This window comes from Mycobacterium sp. 29Ha (genome assembly GCF_032883055.1).
Taxonomy (GTDB): domain Bacteria; phylum Actinomycetota; class Actinomycetes; order Mycobacteriales; family Mycobacteriaceae; genus Mycobacterium; species Mycobacterium gallinarum.
This window is the reverse complement of sequence record NZ_JAMQTI010000001.1, coordinates 1-20,732: the sequence shown is the minus strand read 5'-3', so window position 1 is coordinate 20,732 and position 20,732 is coordinate 1. Positions and strand designations below refer to the sequence as shown.

Annotated in this window: 17 protein-coding genes; 8 read left to right on the top strand and 9 right to left on the bottom strand. The window is 65.4% G+C overall.

All coding sequences use genetic code 11. From position 1 onward, the window contains the following. Nucleotides 1–2: 2 nt before the first annotated feature. Nucleotides 3–1,439 (top strand): neutral zinc metallopeptidase, encoded by a 1,437-nt coding sequence (locus M1248_RS00085; protein WP_317147185.1) that lies wholly within the window; start codon nt 3–5, stop codon nt 1,437–1,439. Here M1248_RS00085 and M1248_RS00080 read toward each other — a convergent pair. From M1248_RS00080 to M1248_RS00070, 3 genes are all read right to left on the bottom strand, one after another. Then, nucleotides 1,436–2,191 carry an MspA family porin gene (locus tag M1248_RS00080; RefSeq protein WP_317147184.1) on the bottom strand — a complete coding sequence of 252 codons (756 nt, stop codon included), beginning with the start codon at nt 2,189–2,191 and terminating at the stop codon, nt 1,436–1,438. The two genes, M1248_RS00085 and M1248_RS00080, sit on opposite strands and share 4 nt — an antisense overlap. Before the next feature lie 121 nt (nt 2,192–2,312). Then, nucleotides 2,313–3,161 carry a virginiamycin B lyase gene (locus tag M1248_RS00075; protein WP_317147183.1) on the bottom strand — a complete coding sequence of 283 codons (849 nt, stop codon included), beginning with the start codon at nt 3,159–3,161 and terminating at the stop codon, nt 2,313–2,315. Between the two features lie 28 nt (nt 3,162–3,189). Beyond that, nucleotides 3,190–5,832, bottom strand: coding sequence for a glycosyltransferase family 1 protein (locus tag M1248_RS00070; protein WP_317147182.1), 2,643 nt, complete (start codon nt 5,830–5,832; stop codon nt 3,190–3,192). Between the two features lie 161 nt (nt 5,833–5,993). On the opposite strand from M1248_RS00070, the gene M1248_RS00065 reads away from it, so the two are divergent. Together M1248_RS00065 and glgB are read left to right on the top strand one after the other, a co-directional pair. Further along, the gene (locus tag M1248_RS00065; protein WP_317147181.1) at nt 5,994–8,084 is read left to right on the top strand and encodes an alpha-1,4-glucan--maltose-1-phosphate maltosyltransferase; all 2,091 of its coding nucleotides are present in this window, start codon (nt 5,994–5,996) and stop codon (nt 8,082–8,084) included. A gap of 4 nt (nt 8,085–8,088) precedes the next feature. Next, nucleotides 8,089–10,299 carry a 1,4-alpha-glucan branching protein GlgB gene (glgB, locus tag M1248_RS00060; protein ID WP_317147180.1) on the top strand — a complete coding sequence of 737 codons (2,211 nt, stop codon included), beginning with the start codon at nt 8,089–8,091 and terminating at the stop codon, nt 10,297–10,299. Nucleotides 10,300–10,320: 21 nt separating this feature from the next. Here the strand turns inward: glgB and M1248_RS00055 are convergent, their stop codons facing one another. From M1248_RS00055 to M1248_RS00045, 3 genes are all read right to left on the bottom strand, one after another. Continuing rightward, on the bottom strand, nt 10,321–11,214 hold the full coding sequence (locus tag M1248_RS00055) for a co-chaperone YbbN (RefSeq protein WP_317147179.1): 894 nt from the start codon (nt 11,212–11,214) through the stop codon (nt 10,321–10,323). A 13-nt stretch (nt 11,215–11,227) separates the two neighbouring features. After that, nucleotides 11,228–11,611, bottom strand: coding sequence for a DUF3817 domain-containing protein (locus M1248_RS00050; protein ID WP_317147178.1), 384 nt, complete (start codon nt 11,609–11,611; stop codon nt 11,228–11,230). Nucleotides 11,612–11,679: 68 nt separating this feature from the next. Further along, nucleotides 11,680–12,891 (bottom strand): acetyl-CoA C-acetyltransferase, encoded by a 1,212-nt coding sequence (locus M1248_RS00045; protein ID WP_163730039.1) that lies wholly within the window; start codon nt 12,889–12,891, stop codon nt 11,680–11,682. Between the two features lie 80 nt (nt 12,892–12,971). Here M1248_RS00045 and mce point away from each other — a divergent pair, with 80 nt between their 5' ends. Then, nucleotides 12,972–13,445, top strand: a complete 474-nt coding sequence (gene mce, locus M1248_RS00040; protein WP_410506595.1) for a methylmalonyl-CoA epimerase — start codon at nt 12,972–12,974, stop codon at nt 13,443–13,445. A 23-nt stretch (nt 13,446–13,468) separates the two neighbouring features. Here the strand turns inward: mce and M1248_RS00035 are convergent, their stop codons facing one another. Both M1248_RS00035 and nucS read right to left on the bottom strand, forming a co-directional pair. After that, nucleotides 13,469–13,765, bottom strand: a complete 297-nt coding sequence (locus M1248_RS00035) for a hypothetical protein (protein ID WP_163730041.1) — start codon at nt 13,763–13,765, stop codon at nt 13,469–13,471. Nucleotides 13,766–13,768: 3 nt separating this feature from the next. Further along, the gene (gene nucS, locus M1248_RS00030; protein ID WP_083125558.1) at nt 13,769–14,440 is read right to left on the bottom strand and encodes an endonuclease NucS; all 672 of its coding nucleotides are present in this window, start codon (nt 14,438–14,440) and stop codon (nt 13,769–13,771) included. Between the two features lie 46 nt (nt 14,441–14,486). Here nucS and M1248_RS00025 point away from each other — a divergent pair, with 46 nt between their 5' ends. Together M1248_RS00025 and M1248_RS00020 are read left to right on the top strand one after the other, a co-directional pair. After that, on the top strand, nt 14,487–16,091 hold the full coding sequence (locus tag M1248_RS00025; RefSeq protein ID WP_163730042.1) for an adenylate/guanylate cyclase domain-containing protein: 1,605 nt from the start codon (nt 14,487–14,489) through the stop codon (nt 16,089–16,091). A 76-nt stretch (nt 16,092–16,167) separates the two neighbouring features. Beyond that, nucleotides 16,168–17,976, top strand: coding sequence for a fatty acyl-AMP ligase (locus tag M1248_RS00020; RefSeq protein ID WP_317147176.1), 1,809 nt, complete (start codon nt 16,168–16,170; stop codon nt 17,974–17,976). 8 nt (nt 17,977–17,984) lie between these two features. Here M1248_RS00020 and M1248_RS00015 read toward each other — a convergent pair whose 3' ends face one another. After that, nucleotides 17,985–18,488, bottom strand: coding sequence for a hypothetical protein (locus M1248_RS00015; protein ID WP_317147175.1), 504 nt, complete (start codon nt 18,486–18,488; stop codon nt 17,985–17,987). 147 nt (nt 18,489–18,635) lie between these two features. Between M1248_RS00015 and M1248_RS00010 the strand changes: the two genes are divergently transcribed. Beyond that, nucleotides 18,636–20,120: a DNA-3-methyladenine glycosylase 2 family protein gene (locus M1248_RS00010; protein ID WP_317147174.1), complete on the top strand. Its 1,485-nt coding sequence runs from the start codon at nt 18,636–18,638 to the stop codon at nt 20,118–20,120. Beyond that, on the top strand, nt 20,120–20,620 hold the full coding sequence (locus tag M1248_RS00005; RefSeq protein ID WP_163730045.1) for a methylated-DNA--[protein]-cysteine S-methyltransferase: 501 nt from the start codon (nt 20,120–20,122) through the stop codon (nt 20,618–20,620). Before M1248_RS00010 ends, M1248_RS00005 begins: the two co-directional genes overlap by 1 nt. The last annotated feature ends 112 nt before the right edge of the window (nt 20,621–20,732 follow it).

The window sequence follows — 20,732 nt, the reverse complement described above, 5'->3', positions numbered from 1 at the left end:
CGATGCCCCGACAGTTGGCGGTCGCCGTGATCGCGGTGTCCTCTGCGCTGTTCGTCACGTCGTGCAGCACGACGCTGCAGGGCAACGCCGTCTCGGTCTTCGACGACCCGTTCAGCGTCGCGGGTATGCCTGCCACCGATGGGCCCAGCGGCTTGCGGTCGAGTGCTCCAGAGCCCACGCGCGACGTCGAGGGCACGGACGACGGCGCTGTCGATCAACTGGCCCGACAGGCGATCAGCGACATCGAGGAATACTGGCAACGCGCGTACAGCGAGTCTTTCGGCGGTGAGTTTCGACCGGTCAGGGAATTGATCTCCTGGGACGCCGATGGTTTCGACGACACTGAGTTCTGCGGTGACAGCACATTCGGCGTCATCAATGCCGGTTACTGCTTCCCCGACAAGAACATCGGGTGGGACCGTGGCGAATTCCTGCCCGCGCTCGCAGAGGAGTTCGGCGACGTCAGCGCGCTCGACGTGTTCGGACACGAATACGGCCATGCCATTCAAGACCAGGCCGGTTTGGTCGACGACGACACCCCGGTCCTGGTGAGCGAACAACAGGCGGACTGCTTCGAGGGGGCCTACCTGCGATGGGTGGCCGAGGGCAATTCGTCGCGTTTCACAGTGTCGACCGGCGACGGTCTGAACAATGTGCTGGCCGCGGTCATCGCGTCGCGGGATCCCGTGTTGAGCGAGGACGACCCTATGGTCGGCTACGACGAACACGGTTCGGCCTTCGAACGCGTATCGGCATTCCAGCTCGGGTTCACCGACGGCGCCGCCGCCTGCGCATCGATCGACATGCGGGAGATCGAACAGCGCCGCGGCGACCTGCCCGTGTTACTCCCCGAAGATCACACGGGTGAGCTGGCGATCACCGAAAAGTCGGTGCAGGACGTCATCGCCGCGATGAACACCGTCTTCAGTCCGAAGAACCCGCCGGAGCTCAGCCTCGAACCCGCCGATTGCCCTGACGCGCGGCCGAGCCCGCCGGTGTCGTTCTGCCCGGCGACCAACACGATCGCCGTCGATCTGCCCGCGCTCGCGGAGATGGGTTCTCCAGGCGAGGTCGACGAGGAGGTCACCCACGCGAAGGGTGATAACGCCGCGTATTCGGTTCTGATGTCGCGGTACATGCAGGCGATCCAGCATGAGCACGGCGGCGTGGCGCTGGACAACGCCGAGGCCGCGTTGCGCACCGCATGCCTGACCGGTGTCGCGACCGCCAAACTCTCGAAGGACAGCAGCACTCCCGACGGGAACACCATCGTTCTGACCGCCGGTGACGTGGACGAGGCGGTGTCGGGGATACTCACCAACGGCTTGGCTGCCAGCGATGTCAACGGCGAATCGGTGCCGTCGGGCTTCTCACGGATCGATGCATTCCGCGTCGGCGTGCTCGGCGATCAGGAGCGCTGCTTCAAGCGGTTCGACTAGATCTTCTTCGTCACGCCGTACCAGGCCAGCACCGCTTCAGACTGCGCAGTCGACCTGGTGAGGAACGCATACGAGCGGATGAACGACTCACCGACGCAACCGTCGATCTTGACGCGGAACTTGCTGACCATCACCCATGGGTCGGCACCCGTGTAATCCTTCTTCGTCACCGGGATGATGTTGATCAGGCCGGGCTTGAGTCCGACTGTGACACCGGCGCCGAGGTTTCCTCCCAGCCCGGGCAGGACGCCGTCGATCCCCGGAGAGATGACGTCGATGCCTATCAGCCCGATCGACGGGTTCAAGCCCATCGTGCCGGTCAGCGAAACACCGTTTGACGTGCTCATGTCGATGCCGCACCCGATCTCGTACCCGACCTCCAAGGTTCCGCCGGGAGGCTCTTCCTCCTCTGGACCTCTCAATTCGCCCATGAAGGTTCCGCCGACGACGTACTCACGCGACGACAACGCCGTCGTCAGCGGCGGGATGGGCGCTTGGGTTTCGTCCTTGGCCGACAGTGTGAGCGTCCATCCGTCGGGCGCTTCGGTCACCGCGGGCGGGGTCGACTCGACGCGTCCCTCGTCGACGGGTGGGGGTGGCGGCACGCCTTCCGGCGGGGCCGCCACCGTGTCGACCACAACGGGCTGCGGCCCGGGCTGGGGCTGGGCAGCGGCGATTCCGTGCGACGCACTCAGCAATCCACCGATGGCAGATACCGTGATGCTGCGTCGCAGCACCTCCCCAACCGTCACAGCCGAGCCCTTTCCCAGGCGTCGCAGTTGATAACGCACTGACCTCGGACCCTAACCCGACAACGACGGGCGTCGAGCAGGTGTCGGCGAGATCGTTCGATCCGCGTGCAAGCGGCAGTCCCTAAAAAGGCATGCGCACCACGAAGCCGCTTTCCAGCGCGACCCATAGCGCGCCTTCGGGATCGATCGCCAGGCCGTGCGGTTCGCTACCCGGCGGGAGCTCGATCGTGACGATCTCGCCGTCGGCGCTCACGCGGGCCAGCTGGCTGGAACCCCACAGGCTCACCCACACCCCGTCGGCCGGATCAGCGACCACGGCGTGCGGTTTACCGGGCAGGTCGATCTCCTGGATCGCCTCGTCCATCGGAATCCGGCCCAACCGCTCTGCGAGGATTTCGGTGAACCAGATCGCGTCGTCGTGCGTCTTCGCGATACCGACCGGACCGGCTGCGGCAGTGGGTAATTCACGCACGGTCAGCTCACCCGACAGTGCCAGCCGGCCGACAGCGTTGCGTCGGTTGAGGGTGAACCACAGCGCGTTGTCGGGCCCGGTGACGATCATCGAAGGCGCGCCTCCGACGGGATGGGGGTCAGACAGCTCGCCGTCGACCGAGATTCGGCGGACCTCGCCCGTCGTCATCGTCGTGAACCACAGTCCGCGGTCGGGTCCGACGGTGATCCCGTACGGTGCACTGTTCTCACCCAGCTCGAACTCGGTCAGCTCTCCCGCCGTGCTGATGCGCCCGATGCGGTCGTCGCCGTTGCGGGTGAACCACAACGCACCGTCTGGTCCCGCGGTGATGATCGACGGACGACTGGCGGGCGCGACAGGAAAGACCTCGACGTCACCGCGCGACGACACGCGTGCGATCGCCCCGCTGTGAACCAGCGTCACCCATACCGCGCCGTCGGCACCGGCAGCCAACGCATACGGCCCGCCGTCGATCGCGACCGTGAGGGCCGACGTCATGCCTCGACTCGCGCTCGTCTTCGGGTCGTCACGCGAGCGTGACGAGTCCGAGCTCGTTGTCCCCGGCCAACAGCGGGTGGTGAGGCAGCACGCGCACGGTGTAACCCACTGGCCCCGCGACCGGCAGCGGTGTTGTCGTCGTGAAGATCTCGTTGCCGCCGTCGGCGGTGCCGGTGTGCTGCATAGGCACGGTCACCGGCCCCACCAGCGTGTCCCCGGCGTCGACGCGACCCAGTACCGCCTGCACGGACACCTCGTCTGGTGTCAGATCCGCCAGATCGACCGTGGCCGTCAGCGTCAGCTCGGAACCGAGCACCGGAGTGTCCGGCAGCCCGTAGCTGTCGACGTCGGTGATCTGGATCTTCGGCCACGCCTCTGCGACACGTTCCCGGTAGGCTGCCAATTCCCTTGCCGCACCGAACGGTTCACCGTCAGCTCCGGCCTCGACGGTCTTGCGCAGCGATTGGGCGGCTGGTGCGTAGTACTTCTCGGTGTAGTCACGCACCATCCGCGACGCCAGCACCTTCGGCCCAAGCGCGATCAACGTGTGGCGCACCATCTCCACCCACCGCTCGGGGACGCCCGCTTCGTTGCGGTCGTAGAACTTGGGGGCGACGGACTTCTCCATCAGGTCGTACAGAGCCGCCGCCTCGAGATCGTCGCGCCGCCCTTCGTCGGCCAGGCCGTCGGCAGTCGGTATCTCCCAACCGTTTTCGCCGTCATACCACTCATCCCACCAGCCATCGCGAATCGACAGGTTCAGTCCGCCGTTGAGTGCGCTCTTCATGCCCGAGGTACCGCACGCTTCCAGCGGCCGCAGCGGATTGTTCAGCCATACGTCGCAGCCCCAATATAATTGGCGCGCCATCGACATGTCGTAGTCGGGCAGGAACGCGATCCGGTGTCGGACTTCTGGCCTGTCGGCGAACTTCACCACCTGCTGTATCAACGCTTTTCCGCCGTCGTCGGCCGGATGCGACTTGCCAGCGACGATCAGCTGGAGCGGCCGATCCTTGTCGAGCAGCAGCTTCTCCAGCCGTTCTGGATCGCGCAGCATCAACGTCAACCGCTTGTAAGTCGGGACGCGTCGAGCGAACCCGATGGTCAACACATTTGGATCGAAAGCCGTTGCGATCCAGCGCAGTTCGGCCTCCGACGCGCCGCGCTCCAGCCAGGACCGCCGCAGCCGTGCACGAACGTCCTCGACCAGCTTGGCGCGCAGCTGCGAGCGGATCCACCACATGTGACCTGGATCGACCTCGTTCAGCCGACCCCACACCTCGGGCTCGCGCAGCATGCCGAGGTCATCGTTGCCGATGAGTTCGCGGCCCAACTCAAGCCATTCGGGGGCCGCCCAGGTCGGGGCGTGCACGCCGTTGGTGATCGAGCCGATCGGCACCTCATCCGGGTCGAAACCGGGCCACAACTCGTTGAACATGCCGCGGCTGACTTTGCCGTGCAGCAGGGAGACGCCGTTGGCCCGCTGGGCCAGTCGCAGACCCATGTGCGCCATGTTGAACTTCGACGGGTCGTCCTCGGCCCCGAACCAGATGATGCGGTCCAGCGAGACTCCGGGCAGCAACCGCGAAGATTCAGAGGACGGGCCGCTCGAACCGTGCTCTTCGCGCGAGCGCTCATCGGCTGGGCTGCCGAAGTACCTTTTGACCATCTCCACCGGAAAGCGGTCGATTCCAGCGGGGACGGGCGTGTGCGTGGTGAACACCGTCGACGAGCGCACCACGGTCAGGGCGGTGTCGAAATCCAGTCCGGCGTCGATCAGCTCACGGACGCGCTCGACACCAAGGAACCCGGCGTGGCCCTCGTTCATGTGGAACACTTCGGGCGAAGCCAGCCCCTCGACCTCGGTGAAAGCCCGGATCGCGCGGACACCGCCGATGCCGGCGAGGATCTCTTGCTTTATCCGGTGCTCCTGGTCACCGCCGTAGAGCCGGTCGGTCACGCCGCGCAGATCGTGGTCGTTCTCCGGAATGTCAGAATCCAACAGCAACAACGGAATTCGGCCGACCTGGGCGATCCAGACGCGGGCACGCAGCTCGTTGCCCTCGGGCATCGCGAGTTCGATCAGCACTGGGTTGTCATCGGTATCGGTGAGCAGGCGCAGCGGCAACCCCTGCGGATCCAGCGACGGGTAACTTTCGTGCTGCCAGCCATCGGCGGTCAACGACTGCCGGAAGTAACCCGACCGGTAGAGCAGTCCGACCGCGATCAGCGGCAGACCGAGGTCGGAGGCGGATTTCAGGTGGTCGCCCGCCAGAATGCCCAGACCACCGGAGTAGTTGGGCAGCACCTCGGCGACGCCGAACTCCATCGAGAAGTACGCGATGCCGTTGGGCAGCTGTGCACCGTGCTCGAGTTGCTCCTGGTACCAGAGCGGCCGCGACAGGTAATCGTCGAGTTCGGCGACCAGCTCATCGAGCCGACGGACAAACGATTCGTCGGCGGCGAGCTCGTCTAGCCGCTTGGGACTGACCTGTCCCAGCAACGCGACCGGATCGCATCCGACCTGCTGCCAGAGCTCTGGATCGATCGTCGCGAACAAGTCCTGGGTCGGCCTGTCCCATGACCACCTCAGGTTGATCGAAAGCCGTTCGAGCGCCTCCATGCGATCAGGCAGATGGGCGCGGACGGTGAACCTTCTCAGAGCTTTCATCGGGCCATCACGCGACTCAACATTACTGATGTTTCGCCGTCCTGCAGGCTGGTATCCATACCGCTTCACCTCCGCCTGGTTGGGCAGCGCACTACCGTGGGTATAGGCGCAACGAGGCGATTGATGAGCTCGGTTAACGCAGCGTGAAGGAGTGGTAGGAAGTGGTCGGTCGGATCGAGATCGATGACGTCGCCCCCGTCGTATCCGGTGGCCGTTTCCCTGCGAAGGCGGTCGTCGGCGAGATCGTGCCGGTTCGCGCGACAGTATGGCGAGAAGGCCATGACGCCGTCGCGGCGACTCTTGTCGTCCGCTGTCACGGTTCGGACTATCCACAGCTCGTCAAGGGACCGGCCGGTGCGAACCCCATTGCCGCCGAGCCGGTACCCATCGAGACGGTCGTCAATCCGCGCGCGCGCATCACCCGGCATCACCTGCCGATGGCTTTGGGCACCACGCCGGATGTCTTCCACGGCCAGTTCGCCCCCGACAGCGTCGGGCTGTGGACCTTCCGGGTGGAGGCGTGGAGCGATCCGATCTCGACGTGGCGCAAGGCCGTCATCGCGAAGCTGGACGCGGGTCAGGGCGAAGAGGAACTGTCCAACGACCTGCTGATGGGGGCGCGGCTGCTCGAACGGGCTGCCACGGGCATTCCGCGCAAGCTGCGGGACCCGATCATCGAGGCGGCGGAGCTGTTGCGTAAGCCCGGTGACCCGTTCACCAGGGCAGGCGCGGCGCTGGCCGACCAGGTGACCGAGTTGCTCGGCGAGTATCCGCTGCGCGAATTGGTCACGCGCGGAGAGTCATACGGCGTGTGGGTGGATCGTCCGCTGGCCCGGTTCAGTTCCTGGTACGAGTTCTTCCCGCGATCGACCGGCGGGTGGGACAAGAAGGGCAAGCCCGTTCACGGAACGTTCGCGACGGCGACCAAGGCGCTTCCCCGCATCGCGGCAATGGGCTTCGACGTGGTTTACCTTCCGCCGATTCACCCGATCGGCAAGGTCCATCGCAAGGGCCGCAACAATTCGGTTACCGCTGCTCCCGGCGACGTGGGCTCGCCGTGGGCAATCGGCAGCGACAAGGGCGGCCATGACGCGGTCCATCCCAAGCTGGGCACGATCGAAGACTTCGACGAGTTCGTTTCCGCCACACGCGATCACGGCATGGAGGTCGCCCTCGACCTGGCCCTCCAGTGCGCACCCGATCACCCGTGGGCGAAAGACCACCCGGAATGGTTCACGGTATTGCCCGACGGCACCATCGCCTACGCCGAGAACCCGCCCAAGAAGTACCAGGACATTTACCCGATCAACTTCGACAACGACCCCGCGGGAATCTACGAAGAGGTACTGCGGGTGGTCCGGTTCTGGGTGTCGCACGGAATCAAGGTGTTTCGCGTGGACAACCCGCACACCAAACCACCCGATTTCTGGGCGTGGCTGATCGGCCGGGTCAAGAGCGAAGATCCCGACGTGCTGTTTCTCGCCGAGGCCTTCACCCGGCCTGCGCGCCTCTACGGTCTGGCCAAACTCGGCTACACGCAGTCGTACACATACTTCACATGGCGCACGGCGAAGTGGGAGCTCACCGAGTTCGGAGAGCAGATCGCGGAGCACGCCGACTACGCGCGCCCCAATCTGTTTGTGAACACGCCGGATATCCTGCACGAGAGCCTGCAGCACGGCGGACCCGGCATGTTCGCGATCCGCGCGGTACTGGCCGCAACGATGAGCTCGACCTGGGGCGTGTACTCGGGCTACGAGCTGTACGAGCACCGGCCGGTCCGCGAAGGCAGCGAGGAGTACCTCAACTCCGAGAAGTACGAGTTGAGGCCCCGCGATTTCGAAGCCGCCCTGGCAGACGGTGAATCACTCGAGCCTTTCTTGACGCGACTCAACGAGATCCGCCGCGTACATCCCGCGCTGCACCAACTGCGCACCATCAAGTTCCACCACGTCGACAACGACGCGTTGTTGGCCTACAGCAAGTTCGATCCAGTGACGGGCGATCAAGTGCTGGTGGTGGTGACGCTCAACCCGTTCGGCCCCGAAGAGGCGACGCTCTGGCTCGATATGGTTGCGTTGGGGATGGAACCCTACGATCGCTTCTGGGTACGCGACGAAATCACCGGCAACGAATTTCAATGGGGGCAGGCCAATTACGTGCGCCTCGATCCGGCCAACGCCGTGTCGCACGTGCTGAACATGCCCCAGGTGCCGGCCGAACAACGACTCAATCTGCTGCGTAGGGAGTGACGAAATGACGCAGACCAACCACCGTACGAGCCCGCACCTGCGGCCGCACACGGCTGATCTGAACCGCCTGTTAGCAGGCGAACACCACGACCCCCATTCGATTCTGGGCGCACATGAGTACGACGGCGATCACACGGTGTTACGCGCCTACCGGCCGCATGCCGTTGAGGTGGTGGCCCTCGTGGGTGGCGAGCGGTATCCGTTCGAGCACGTCGAGGGCGGCCTGTTCGCGGTAGCCCTGCCGATGACCAACCTGTCGGACTACCGACTCGAGGTCAGCTACGGCTCGGGCGACGAAGTGCACACCACCGCCGATGCATACCGGTTCCTGCCGACCCTCGGCGAAATCGACCTACACCTGTTCGCCGAGGGTCGCCATGAGCGGCTTTGGGAGATCCTGGGCGCCCATCCCCGCAGTTTCACCACACCCGACGGCGTCGTCGATGGTGTCTCCTTCGCGGTGTGGGCGCCGAATGCCAAGGGCGTCAGCCTGATCGGCGAGTTCAACCATTGGGACGGCAACGAAGCACAGCTGCGCGTGCTCGGCTCGACGGGTGTGTGGGAGCTGTTCTGGCCCGGATTCGAGATCGGCGGACTGTACAAGTTCAGGGTGCACGGCGCCGACGGCTCGATCAGTGACCGCGCCGACCCGATGGCATTCGCCACCGAGGTTCCGCCGCAGACGGCGTCGAAAGTCACGAGGAGCGAATACACCTGGAAGGACCAGGACTGGATGACCCAGCGGGCCAGCCAGAATCCGGTTTTCGAACCGATGAGCACGCTCGAAGTGCATCTGATGTCCTGGCGGCCGGGGCTGAGCTACCGCGAATTGGCCACCGAGCTCACCGAATACGTAGTCTCCAACGGGTTCACACATGTCGAGTTGATGCCGGTCGCCGAGCATCCGTTCGGCGGCTCGTGGGGCTATCAGGTGACGTCGTACTACGCGCCGACATCGCGACTGGGAACCCCCGACGAGTTCCGCCATGTGGTGGACACCCTCCATCAGGCCGGTATCGGCGTGATCATGGACTGGGTTCCTGCGCACTTCCCGAAGGACGCGTGGGCGCTGGGCCGCTTCGACGGCACCGCCCTATACGAACACTCCGACCCACGACGCGGCGAACAACTCGACTGGGGCACTTATGTTTTCGACTTCGGCCGCCCTGAGGTCCGCAACTTCTTGGTCGCCAACGCGCTGTACTGGCTGCAGGAGTACCACATCGACGGGCTGCGCGTGGATGCGGTCGCATCGATGCTCTATCTGGACTACTCACGACCAGCAGACGGCTGGACACCGAACATCTACGGCGGCCGCGAGAACCTCGAAGCGGTGCAGTTCCTGCAAGAGATGAACGCCACGGTGCACAAGCTCGCGCCAGGCATCGTCACCGTCGCCGAGGAATCTACGTCCTGGCCGGGTGTGACGCGGCCGACGAACCTTGGCGGCCTTGGTTTCTCGATGAAGTGGAACATGGGCTGGATGAACGACACCCTGGAGTTCATCAAACGCGACCCCATCCATCGCAGCTACCACCACCACGAGATCACGTTCTCGATGCTGTACGCGTTCAGCGAGAACTTCGTGTTGCCCATCAGCCACGACGAAGTGGTCCATGGCAAGGGCACGTTGTGGGGCCGCATGCCGGGCGACGACCACACCAAGGCCGCCGGGTTGCGCGGCCTGCTGGCCTACCAATGGGCCCACCCCGGAAAGCAATTGCTGTTCATGGGCCAGGAGTTCGGGCAGCGTGCCGAATGGTCCGAGGAGCGGGGCGTCGACTGGTATCAGCTCGACGAGAACAGCTTCTCCACCGGCGTACAGCGGTTCGTCCACGATATGAACGGCGTCTACCGCGGCAGTCGGGCGCTGTGGTCGCAGGACAGCAAGCCCGAGGGCTACTCGTGGATAGACGCCAACGACTCGGCCAACAACGTGCTCAGCTTCATGCGGTTCGGGGACGACGGTTCGATGCTGGCATGCGTGTTCAACTTCTCCGGGTCCGAACACGCCCGGTACCGGCTCGGCCTGCCGCACGCAGGCACGTGGCGGGAGGTGCTCAACTCCGACGCCGACATCTACAACGGTTCGGGCATCGGCAACTACGGTGCGGTCGAGGCGACCGACGAGCCGTGGCACGGCCGTCCGGCATCAGCGGTCATGGTGCTGCCGCCGCTGGCCGCCCTGTGGTTCGAACCCGTGGCCCCGGCCTAGCCTTTCGCGCGAACGGCCGACTCAGTACAACGCGTTGGCCAGTTTGCGTCGGCCCGCGATCACCTCGGGATCGGCCGGATCGAAAAGGTCGAACAGCTCGACCAGCCGCGTCCGCACCGTGGTGCGGTCGTCGTCGGTCTTGCGTTTGAACAACGCGATCAGCCGGTCGAACGCGGCCGCGATGTTCTGCTGCAGAATTTCCACGTCGGCCGCGGCGAAGACGGCGTCGATGTCATCGGGTGCGGCGTCGGCCGCAGCCACCGCATCGGGACGATGTGCCGATGCCCGCTGCAGGAACGAGATCTGACGCACCGCACCTTTGGCCTCCGAGTCGTTCGGCCTCGCGTCGAGGATCGCCTGATACGCAGCGCGCGCGGCGTCGAAGTCGCCGGCGTCCAGATGCGCCCGCGCCTGGGCCAGTTCGGGATCGACCTGTTCGGGATCCTCTCCGGCGCCTCCGCCGCTGAGTTTTCCCGCGGTCGCGTTGAGCAGCGAGTCGATCCATCCGCGCAACTGCTCGGGCGGCTGCATGCCCTGGAAGCTCGAGAGCGGTTGTCCCCCGCCCAACGCCACGACGGTCGGAATCGCCTGGACGCCGAACATCTGCGCTACCCGCGGGACGACGTCGACGTTGACCGTCGCGAGCGACCACTTTCCGCCGTCGGCGGCGGCGAGACTGGCCAGCGCGTCACCCAACTGCACGCTGGCGTCGCTGCGCGGAGACCACAGCAAGACCACGACAGGGACCTGACTGGAGCGGACCAGGACCTCGGCTTCGAGGTTGGCCTCGGTGACCTCCACACCGCCTGACGGTCCGGCGGCGGCGCCACCTGCGGCGGCACCGGCCGGCTTCTTGAGCGCCGAAAGGTCGATCGCACCTGCCATGGAGGCCGCAACGGGACGTGGACGAGTCACGGCTACAAGTTTGTCACGTCGATTCTGGAACCGGCTGCCCTGGTTGCATGATCGCCGCGGACGGGATCGAGGCACCCATTTTGCCGGTCCGATCAGCCCATATGAGGAAGATCACACTGCCCAATGGCACGATGCTCGCGATCAGCGCCAGCGACCACGTCCCGAACGACCATTTCAATGCGATTCCGGCGAGCAATGCGGCCGCTACGAACGCGACGAAAATCAGTCCGTGGGCCATCCCGAACACCTTGACGCCGATCTCGGTCGGCGAGCTGGCCAGGTACTTGAAATACATTCCGGCCAGCAGACCGACCCAACTGACGGCCTCGAGCAGAGCAACCAGTCGGAACCACCCGGCAACGGATCGAAGATCAAGAGCGCCTGTCATGGCCGCCATTGTGCCCGAAACCGACGTATATTACTACGCGGTGTCGTAGGCGCGGCTCGCCGCGGTGTCGTAGGCGTTCAGCCTGCCCGCAGCACCAGAGCGTCGCCCTGGCCCCCGGCGCCGCACAGCGCCGCCACCGCGTACCCGGAACCCTGTTTCTTCCCGTCGCTTCGCTCGCCACGGCGTCGTGACAGCTCAAGGGCGGCGTGCAGGGTGATCCGGGCGCCGGACATGCCGATCGGATGCCCGACGGCGATCGCGCCGCCGTTCACATTGACCTTCTCCGGGTCGACGCCCAACTCCTTCATTGACGCGAGCGCCACCGCCGAGAACGCCTCGTTGATCTCGATGACGTCCAGCTGATCGACCGAGATGCCCTCGCGGGCAATGGCCTTCTTGATGGCGTTGGCCGGCTGCGACTGCAGGGTCGAATCGGGACCCGCCACCACGCCGTGAGCGCCGATCTCACACAGCCAGGTCAGCCCCATCTCCTGGGCCTTCTCCTTGCTCATCACGACGACTGCCGCCGCGCCGTCGGAGATCTGCGACGCCGACCCAGCCGTGATGGTGCCGTCCTTGCGGAACGCCGGCTTGAGTCCGGCCAGGGACTCGGCGGTGGTGTTGGCGCGGATGCCCTCGTCTTCGGTGAACTCGATCGGGTCACCCTTGCGCTGCGGGATGTTCACCGGCACGACCTCGTCGGCGAAGACCCCGTCCTTCCATGCCGCAGCGGCCTTTTGGTGCGAACGTGCCGCAAACTCGTCCTGCTCGGCCCTGGTGAACTGGTCGGCGTCGTTGCGCTGTTCGGTCAGCGCACCCATCGGCTGATCGGTGAAGACGTCGTGCAGACCGTCGTAGGCCAGGTGATCGAGAACGGTGACGTCGCCGTACTTGTAGCCCGCGCGACTGTCCATGAGCAGGTGGGGCGCCTTCGTCATCGATTCCTGGCCGCCCGCGACCACGACCTCGAACTCGCCCGCGCGAATCAATTGATCGGCCAGCGCGATCGCGTCGATTCCGGACAGGCACATCTTGTTGATGGTCAGCGAGGGCACATCCCAGCCGATGCCCGCGGCAACCGCAGCTTGTCTGGCGGGCATTTGCCCAGCACCGGCGGTCAGGACCTGCCCCATGATGACGTAGTCGACGGCCGACGCCGGGATGTTGGCCTTTTCCAGCGCACCGGCGATCGCGACGGCGCCGAGGTCACTACCCGAGAAATCCTTCAGCGAGCCCATCAGCTTGCCGATTGGCGTACGCGCTCCCGCAACGATCACCGACGTCGTCATTTATTTCCTCCAGGAACTGGGTATTCGTAGATGTGGCACATGACACATTCCGCAAACATCTGTCTCAAGGTTACCGTTACGTGATGACCACTGAACAAGTAGACGCACGTCCGGCGCTCGCCAGCGCCCTCGTGACGGCTATCGATCATGTCGGCATCGCGGTCCCCGACCTCGACGCCGCCATCAAGTGGTACCACGACCACCTCGGCATGATCGTCCTGCACGAAGAGATCAACGAGGACCAGGGTGTGCGCGAGGCAATGCTCTCGGTGCGCGGCGCGCCCGTCGGCAGCGCGCAGATTCAGCTCATGGCGCCACTCGACGAGACCTCGACCATCGCGAAGTTCCTCGACAAGCGCGGACCCGGCCTGCAGCAGCTGGCGTATCGCACCAGCGACATCGACGCGCTCAGCGAGCGGCTTCGCGCCGAGGGTATGCGCCTGCTCTATGACGAGCCTCGTCGCGGCACAGCCGATTCACGGATCAACTTCATCCATCCCAAGGATGCCGGCGGCGTCCTCATCGAGCTCGTCGAGCCTGCCGCCGATCACTGACGCTGGCTTCGGAACCGAGTTCGTCACGACCACTTGCGAGTAGGCCCCCGAGTACCTCGGTGGGTCCAGCACGGCGTATGCCAATGACGCCGGTCTTCTGACGCCTGTTCGCCGCGATCTGCCGGCCACACGAGTACATGCGCAGTGCCAGGACGTATTTCGTGGTCGCATCCGGGGCAGCGGTAGGTCTTCGTCGCCCGCGCGGCCGAAACCGGACGGACTTCGTAGTCATATCCGTCCGGCCCTGTCTCGATCCGCCTGCTCTGCGGTAGCGGCGGTACAGCGCGTTGCTTGCGCGGCGATGGACGGCGCCGGGGCATGGGTTAGAAGAGCCGGAACTCGTCGCTGTCCATGCCGCGCATCTGGTCGTAGTCCAAAGTCACGCAACGGATCCCACGGTCGGTCGCCAGCGTGCGAGCCTGGGGCTTGATCTGCTGGGCGGCGAAAACTCCCGCGACGGGCGCCAGCACGGTGTCGCGGTTGAGGAGTTCGAGGTAACGGGTGAGCTGTTCGACGCCGTCGATCTCGCCCCGCCGTTTGATCTCGACGGCGACCGAGCCGCCCTTCTCGTCTCGACACAGCAAGTCCACCGGCCCGATCGCGGTCATGTACTCGCGGCGCACCAGTGAATAGCCCGCACCGAGCAGCTCGACGTGTTCGGCGAGCAGCTCCTGCAGATGCGCTTCGACACCGTCCTTCACCAATCCCGGATCGACACCGAGTTCGTGGCTGGAGTCATGCTCGATGGCCTCGACGGTGATCCGAAGCTGCTCTCCCGCCTTGTTCTCGACCACCCATACGGGCGTGGGCCCGTCGGGTTCCTCGGTGAGCCAGCAGGGCGGGCTCATCCAGTTGAGCGGCTTGTACGCGCGATCGTCGGCGTGGACACTGACCGAGCCGTCGGCCTTGATGAGGAGCAGGCGGCGGGCCGACGGCAGATGAGCTGTCAGGCGCCCGACGTAGTCGACGGTGCACTGGGCGATGACGAGACGCACCCGAACCACCTTAGGGGGCCGGACGGCAACCTAGGCTTTAGCCACGATGACGGCCAACAAGAGCGTTCCGCAGCGGCTGGGCCGTGTCCTCGAGAAGGTGACACGCCAGAGCGGCCGACTGCCGGATACTCCGGAATTCGGCTCCTGGCTGCTGGGCAAGCCTTCGGAAAGTCAGCTCCGCCGCCGTATTCGTATCCAGCTGATCCTCACGTTCTTCATCTTGCTCACGAACATGCTCGGCATCGGCGTCGCGCTGCTGATGATCGCGGTCGCCATCCCGGTCCCCAGCATCTTCAGTGACGCACCCGCATGGCTGACGTGGGCCGTGGCGCCCGGATACATGGCCTTCGCCCTGATCGTCGGCACTGTCTGGATCACCTCACGGATCGTCAACTCGCTGCGGTGGGCAATCGAAGAGCGCCCGCCGACCCGGGCCGATCAACGCAACGTCTTCTTTGCGCCGTGGCGGGTGGCGAAGATGCTGCTGTTCCTGTGGGGCGTCGGCGCAGTCCTGCTGACCACCTGGTACGGGATCTATGACACCGCGTTCATTCCGCGGTTCCTCTTGGCGGTGAGTTTCTGCGGCATCGTCGTCGCCACCGGGTGTTACCTGATCACGGAGTTCGCACTGCGTCCCGTCGCCGCTCAGGCCCTCGAGGCCGGTCGTCCACCACGTCGGTTGGCACACGGCGTGATGGGCCGCACGATGACCGTCTGGTTGCTCAGCTCGGGCGTGCCCGTGCTCGGCATCCTCCTGCTCGCCGTCTTCGCGGTGTCGCTACAGAATCTCTCCGCCACCCAGTTCGCGGTCGCCGTGGGCATTCTGGCGGTGGTGGCATTGACCTTCGGCTGGGTTCTGATGCTGCTGTTGTCGTGGCTGATCGCGACACCGGTGCGGGTCGTGCGTGCCGCGCTGCAAAGGGTGGAGCAGGGGGATCTGGACACGAATCTGGTGGTGTTCGACGGCACCGAGCTCGGCGAATTGCAACGCGGTTTCAACTCGATGGTCGAAGGCCTCAAGGAGCGGGAACGCGTGCGCGACCTTTTCGGTCGACACGTGGGTCGCGAGGTTGCCGCCGCGGCCGAGAAGGAACGGCCGAAATTGGGCGGCGAAGAACGGCACGTCGCGGTGATCTTTGTTGACATCATCGGCTCGACACAGCTGGTGACCGGCAGGCCCGCAACCGAAGTCGTCGATCTGCTCAATCGGTTCTTTGCGGTGATCGTGGAGGAAGTCGATCGCCACCACGGTTTCGTGAACAAATTCGAGGGCGACGCGGCCCTCGCCGTCTTCGGCGCACCGGTTCACCTCGACAGCCCGGAGGAGGAAGGCCTCGCCGCCGCGCGGGCGATCGCGCGGCGCATCCGCGAAGAGGTACCCGAATGCGAGGCCGGCATCGGCGTCGCGGCCGGTGAGGCCGTCGCCGGAAATGTCGGCGCCAAGGAGCGCTTCGAGTACACCGTGATCGGTGAGCCGGTCAACGAGGCTGCACGGCTCTGCGAGCTGGCGAAGGACTCACCCGGTCACCTGCTCGCGTCCTCTGATGCGGTCTCAGCCGTCAACGAGGAAGAACGCGCGCACTGGACGCTCGGCGATTCGGTGACTCTGCGTGGCCACGACGTACCGACCCGGCTCGCACTTCCGGTCTGATCATCAGAGGGCGCTTTTCGTCACATCGTCCGCGATGTAAGTGGTACCAGGCGTCACAGTAATTATAATCGTGGATGTGCACGGTTCGATTGCCCCCGAGGGTCTGTTGAGGATCGAGGACTGTCTCGACGCCGACGGCGGCATCGTGCTGCCGCCCGGTACGACCCTGATATCGCTGATCGATCGCAACATCGCCAGCGTCGGCGACACCGTCGCCTACCGCTATCTGGATTTCGCCGGCTCGGCCGACGGACGCGCCATGGAATTGACCTGGAACCAGCTGGGCCGTCGGATGCAGGCGATAGGCGCGCGCGTCCAGAGTCTCGCGTCGCGGGGCGACCGCGTGGCGATCCTGGCCCCGCAGGGCCTCGACTACGTTGCGGCATTCTTCGCCGCAGTCAAAGCGGGGACGATCGCGGTGCCGTTGTTCGCCCCCGAACTCCAAGGGCACGCCGAACGTCTCGAAACGGCACTGACAGACGCCCGTCCGGCGGCGATCCTGACGACCACCGCGGCGGCCCGCGCCGTGCGCGATTTCCTCGCGGGCTTCGCTTTCGCGCCCGATGTGCCGGTCATCGCAGTCGATGACATTCCGGACTCGGCCGCCGAGACATTCGGTCCCGTCGACCTCGACGTCGATGACGTCTCACACTTGCAATACACCTCGGGCTCCACACGGCCGCCGGTCGGGGTGGAGATCACGCACCGCGCGGTCGGGACGAATCTGCTGCAGATGATCCTGTCCATCGATCTGCTCGACCGAAACACCCACGGCGTCAGCTGGTTACCGCTGTACCACGACATGGGGTTGTCGATGATCGGGTTCCCGGCGGTATACGGCGGCCACTCAACGCTGATGTCGCCGACCGCGTTCATTCGTCGCCCGCAGCGCTGGATCCGGGCGTTGTCGGACGGATCCCGGGAGGGACGAGTGGTCACCGCCGCGCCGAACTTCGCCTACGCGTACACGGCGCAGCGCGGCGTGCCCGCGACGGGCGAGGACGTCGACCTCGCCAACGTGGTGATGATCATCGGCTCCGAGCCGGTCAGCATCGACGCGATCACGGCGTTCAACGATGCGTTTGCGCCATTCGGGTTGCCGGCCACGGCAATCAAGCCGTCGTACGGAATCGCCGAAGCAACGCTCTTCGTGTCGACCATCGCTCCATCCGCCACAGCCACGGCCGCGTACTTCGACCGGGGCCGGCTGGCCGAAGGTGTCGCGGTGCGGGTCGCGGCGGATGCGGACAACGCGGTGGCACAGGTGTCGTGTGGCCAGATCGCGCGCAGCCAGTGGGCAGTCATCGTCGACCCTCAAGCCCACACCGAACTGGCCGACGGTCAGGTAGGCGAGATCTGGTTGCACGGAGACAACACCGCTCGGCGGTACTGGGGGCAGCCCGAGGCGTCGCGGCTGACGTTCGACGCCACGTTACGGTCACGCCTGCAGCCGCGAAGCCACGCCGACGGTGCGCCGGCCGACGGGACATGGTTGCGCACAGGCGATCTCGGGGTCTACCTCGATGGCGAGCTGTATGTCATCGGCAGACGTGCGGACGCGATCCGCGTCGACGGACTCCACCACTACCCGCAGGACGTCGAGGCGACGGCGCAGTCCGCGTCGCCGATGGTGCGCGGGGGGTATGTCGCGGCATTCGCCACCGACTCCGGCGTCGTCATCGTCGCCGAACGCGCGTCAGGCACCCGCGGCACCGATCCTGATACCGCGGCCGAGGCGATCCGCGCAGCCGTCACGCGCATCCACGGACTATCGATTGCAGACGTCCGATTCGTACCGGCGGGCGCGATCCCGCGCACGACGAGCGGCAAGGTGGCCCGTCGGGCATGCCGAGCCGAGTACCTCAGCGGCGCACTACGGGGATAGTCGGCAGGTCAACTCTCGCCACCGCCCACCTCCGCGGGCAGCGGTGGCGGCAACGGCGTTGTCGGCGCTGATGTCTCAGCCGGCGCCGGCGATCCGCCCACGCCGGACTGCTGCGGAGAGTTGAAGTCCACCATCGTCTCGTCGCGAATCACCTCTTTGCCCGCGCTGACGACCAACGAGTCTTCGGTCACCCAATAGGTGATGCCATGGTTTTCGGCGGTGTACCCGTCGGTGGACTTGGCCGCCGGGACGATCAGTTTGGCGCCGTCCCTCAATCGCACTCCGCGATATTCGTACTCGCCGTCGGCCTCGCAGATGGCCACCCGGGACGTTGCGGTGCTGCCGAAGACGACGGCCTGACTCGACGAGGGGCACCGAGCGGTCGAGTCGATGTAGCCCTGATCATCTGCGGTGGGCGCCGCGGTAGCCGGTCCCAATCCGATGATGGCCAGCGTTGAGCACGCCACCGCACCGGCGGCCAGGCGAAGGGCAGTCAGCCCGGGAGTCGACATCACTCCATCCACCAGAGCACGTTCTCGCCGGCAATGCGAGTAGAGATGCCGACACTTGACGAGATCGTTAGCACCTCGAAATCGGCGCCCCACGACGATGTCGGTTTTCCGCCAGTGATGTCGGAGGGCACGTGTAATCGTTGACTTGTGCACGAGGATTTCGATCGCTGTTACCGAGCCGTCCAGTCCAAGGACGCGCGGTTCGACGGCTGGTTCGTCACCGCCGTGCTGACCACGAAGATCTACTGCAGACCCAGCTGTCCGGTGCGCCCGCCGTACGCCCGCAACATGCGGTTCTACCCCACCGCCGCCGCCGCACAGAAAGCCGGCTTCCGCGCCTGCAAGCGATGCCGGCCGGACGCCTCACCCGGGTCGCCGGAGTGGAATGTGCGTGGCGACGTGGTCGCGCGGGCGATGCGACTCATCTCGGATGGCACAGTCGACCGTGAGGGCGTCGCCGGCCTGGCTGCCCGCGTCGGATACACCACGCGTCAGCTGGAACGGCTGCTGCAGGCAGAGGTTGGGGCGAACCCCCTTGCGCTGGCGCGAGCGCAACGCGCTCAGACCGCCCGTGTGCTGATCGAAACCACCGAATTGCCGTTCAGTGATGTCGCATTCGCGGCGGGCTTCTCCAGCATCCGTCAGTTCAACGACACGGTGCGCGCGGTATGCGACCTGACCCCGACGGCGTTGCGACAACGGGCACGTTCGAGGTTCGGTCGCGGAGAGAGCGCGACGGGCGCGTTGTCCCTGCGGCTACCGGTGCGCATGCCGTTCGCATACGAGGGCCTGTTCGGCCACCTGGCGGCGAGCGCGGTTCCGGGCGTCGAGGAGGTGCGTGCGGGCAGCTACCGGCGGACGCTGAGATTGGCGAATGGCAACGGAATCGTCAGTCTCACACCACAACCCGACCATGTGAAGTGCGAGATCAGGCTGGACGACTTTCGGGATCTCGCCGCGGCGATAGCACGATGCCGGCGTCTGCTCGACTTGGACGCGGATCCGGAGGCGGTCGTCGACGCGCTCGGCGCCGATCCGGACCTCGGTGCGTTGGTCGCCAAGGCGCCGGGGCAGCGAATTCCGCGGACCGTCGACGAGCAGGAGCTGGCACTGCGGGTCGTGCTCGGTCAGCAGGTGTCCGTCAAGGCCGCACGCACCCACGCCGCCCGTCTCGTGACCGCCTACGGTCAGCCCGTCGCCGACGCAGATGGCGGCCTCACGCATGTGTTCCCCTCGGTCGAGGATCTCGCTGAGATCGACCCGGCGCACCTGGCGTTTCCGAAGTCCCGCCAGCGGACGCTGATCACGCTGATCACGGCGCTGGCCAAGCGGGATGTGGTGCTCGACGCAGGATGCGACTGGGATCGTGCGCGTGTGCAACTGCTGGAACTGCCCGGCATCGGGCCATGGACCGCCGAGGTCATCGCAATGCGCGGCCTTGGCGACCCTGACGCTTTTCCCTCCAGTGACCTCGGAGTGCGGATCGCGGCACAGCAGTTGGGCATACCGGCAGAGCCGCGTCCGCTCACCGAACACAGCATGCAATGGCGACCGTGGCGGTCGTATGCCACCCAGCATTTGTGGACAGCTTTGGATCACGCGGTCAACGAATGGCCGCCGAAGGAGAACTGATGGAAGCGTTGCAATTTCGGAAAATGGACAGCCCGGTTGGACTACTCACGTTGGCCGGCAAGGACGGGCGGTTGCGGCATTTGCGGATGGTCGATCAGACCTATGAGCCGAGCCGCGACGGTTGGGAACACGACGACACGGCGTTCCCCGATGCCGTTGAGCAGCTGGAGGCTTATTTCGCCCGGGAGAGAACCGATTTCGATCTGAGCCTTGATCTCATCGGCACCGAGTTCCAGCGACGGGTGTGGGCTGCCCTGCTCACGATCCCTTATGGCGAGACTCGGACCTACGGCGAGATCGCAAGGCAGATCGGCACACCCGGAGCCTTTCGGGCGGTGGGTCTGGCCAATGGTCACAACCCGATCGGCATCATCGTGCCCTGCCATCGGGTCATCGGATCCAACGGCAGTCTCACCGGATACGGCGGCGGTTTGGACCGCAAGCGGGCACTGCTCGACATGGAGAAGGCGCACAACGGTACGGCGCAGACGTTGTTCTAGCTCAAGCTATCCCACAAATGCCTTTGCCCCCCAATTGAATTGGGGGGCAAAGGGCTTTAATTTGTGTTCGGCGGTGTCCTACTTTTCCACCCGGGTTGGGTAGTATCATCGG

Bases quoted from the DNA above. Each gene is read 5' to 3' on its own strand.
- M1248_RS00085 (WP_317147185.1), top strand. From the start codon at position 3: ATGCCCCGACAGTTGGCGGTCGCCGTGATCGCGGTGTCCTCTGCGCTG.
- M1248_RS00075 (WP_317147183.1), bottom strand. From the start codon at position 3,161: ATGACGTCGGCCCTCACGGTCGCGATCGACGGCGGGCCGTATGCGTTG.
- M1248_RS00070 (WP_317147182.1), bottom strand. From the start codon at position 5,832: ATGAAAGCTCTGAGAAGGTTCACCGTCCGCGCCCATCTGCCTGATCGC.
- glgB (WP_317147180.1), top strand. From the start codon at position 8,089: ATGACGCAGACCAACCACCGTACGAGCCCGCACCTGCGGCCGCACACG.
- M1248_RS00050 (WP_317147178.1), bottom strand. From the start codon at position 11,611: ATGGCGGCCATGACAGGCGCTCTTGATCTTCGATCCGTTGCCGGGTGG.
- M1248_RS00045 (WP_163730039.1), bottom strand. From the start codon at position 12,891: ATGACGACGTCGGTGATCGTTGCGGGAGCGCGTACGCCAATCGGCAAG.
- M1248_RS00035 (WP_163730041.1), bottom strand. From the start codon at position 13,765: ATGCCCCGGCGCCGTCCATCGCCGCGCAAGCAACGCGCTGTACCGCCG.
- M1248_RS00025 (WP_163730042.1), top strand. From the start codon at position 14,487: ATGACGGCCAACAAGAGCGTTCCGCAGCGGCTGGGCCGTGTCCTCGAG.
- M1248_RS00015 (WP_317147175.1), bottom strand. From the start codon at position 18,488: ATGTCGACTCCCGGGCTGACTGCCCTTCGCCTGGCCGCCGGTGCGGTG.
- M1248_RS00005 (WP_163730045.1), top strand. From the start codon at position 20,120: ATGGAAGCGTTGCAATTTCGGAAAATGGACAGCCCGGTTGGACTACTC.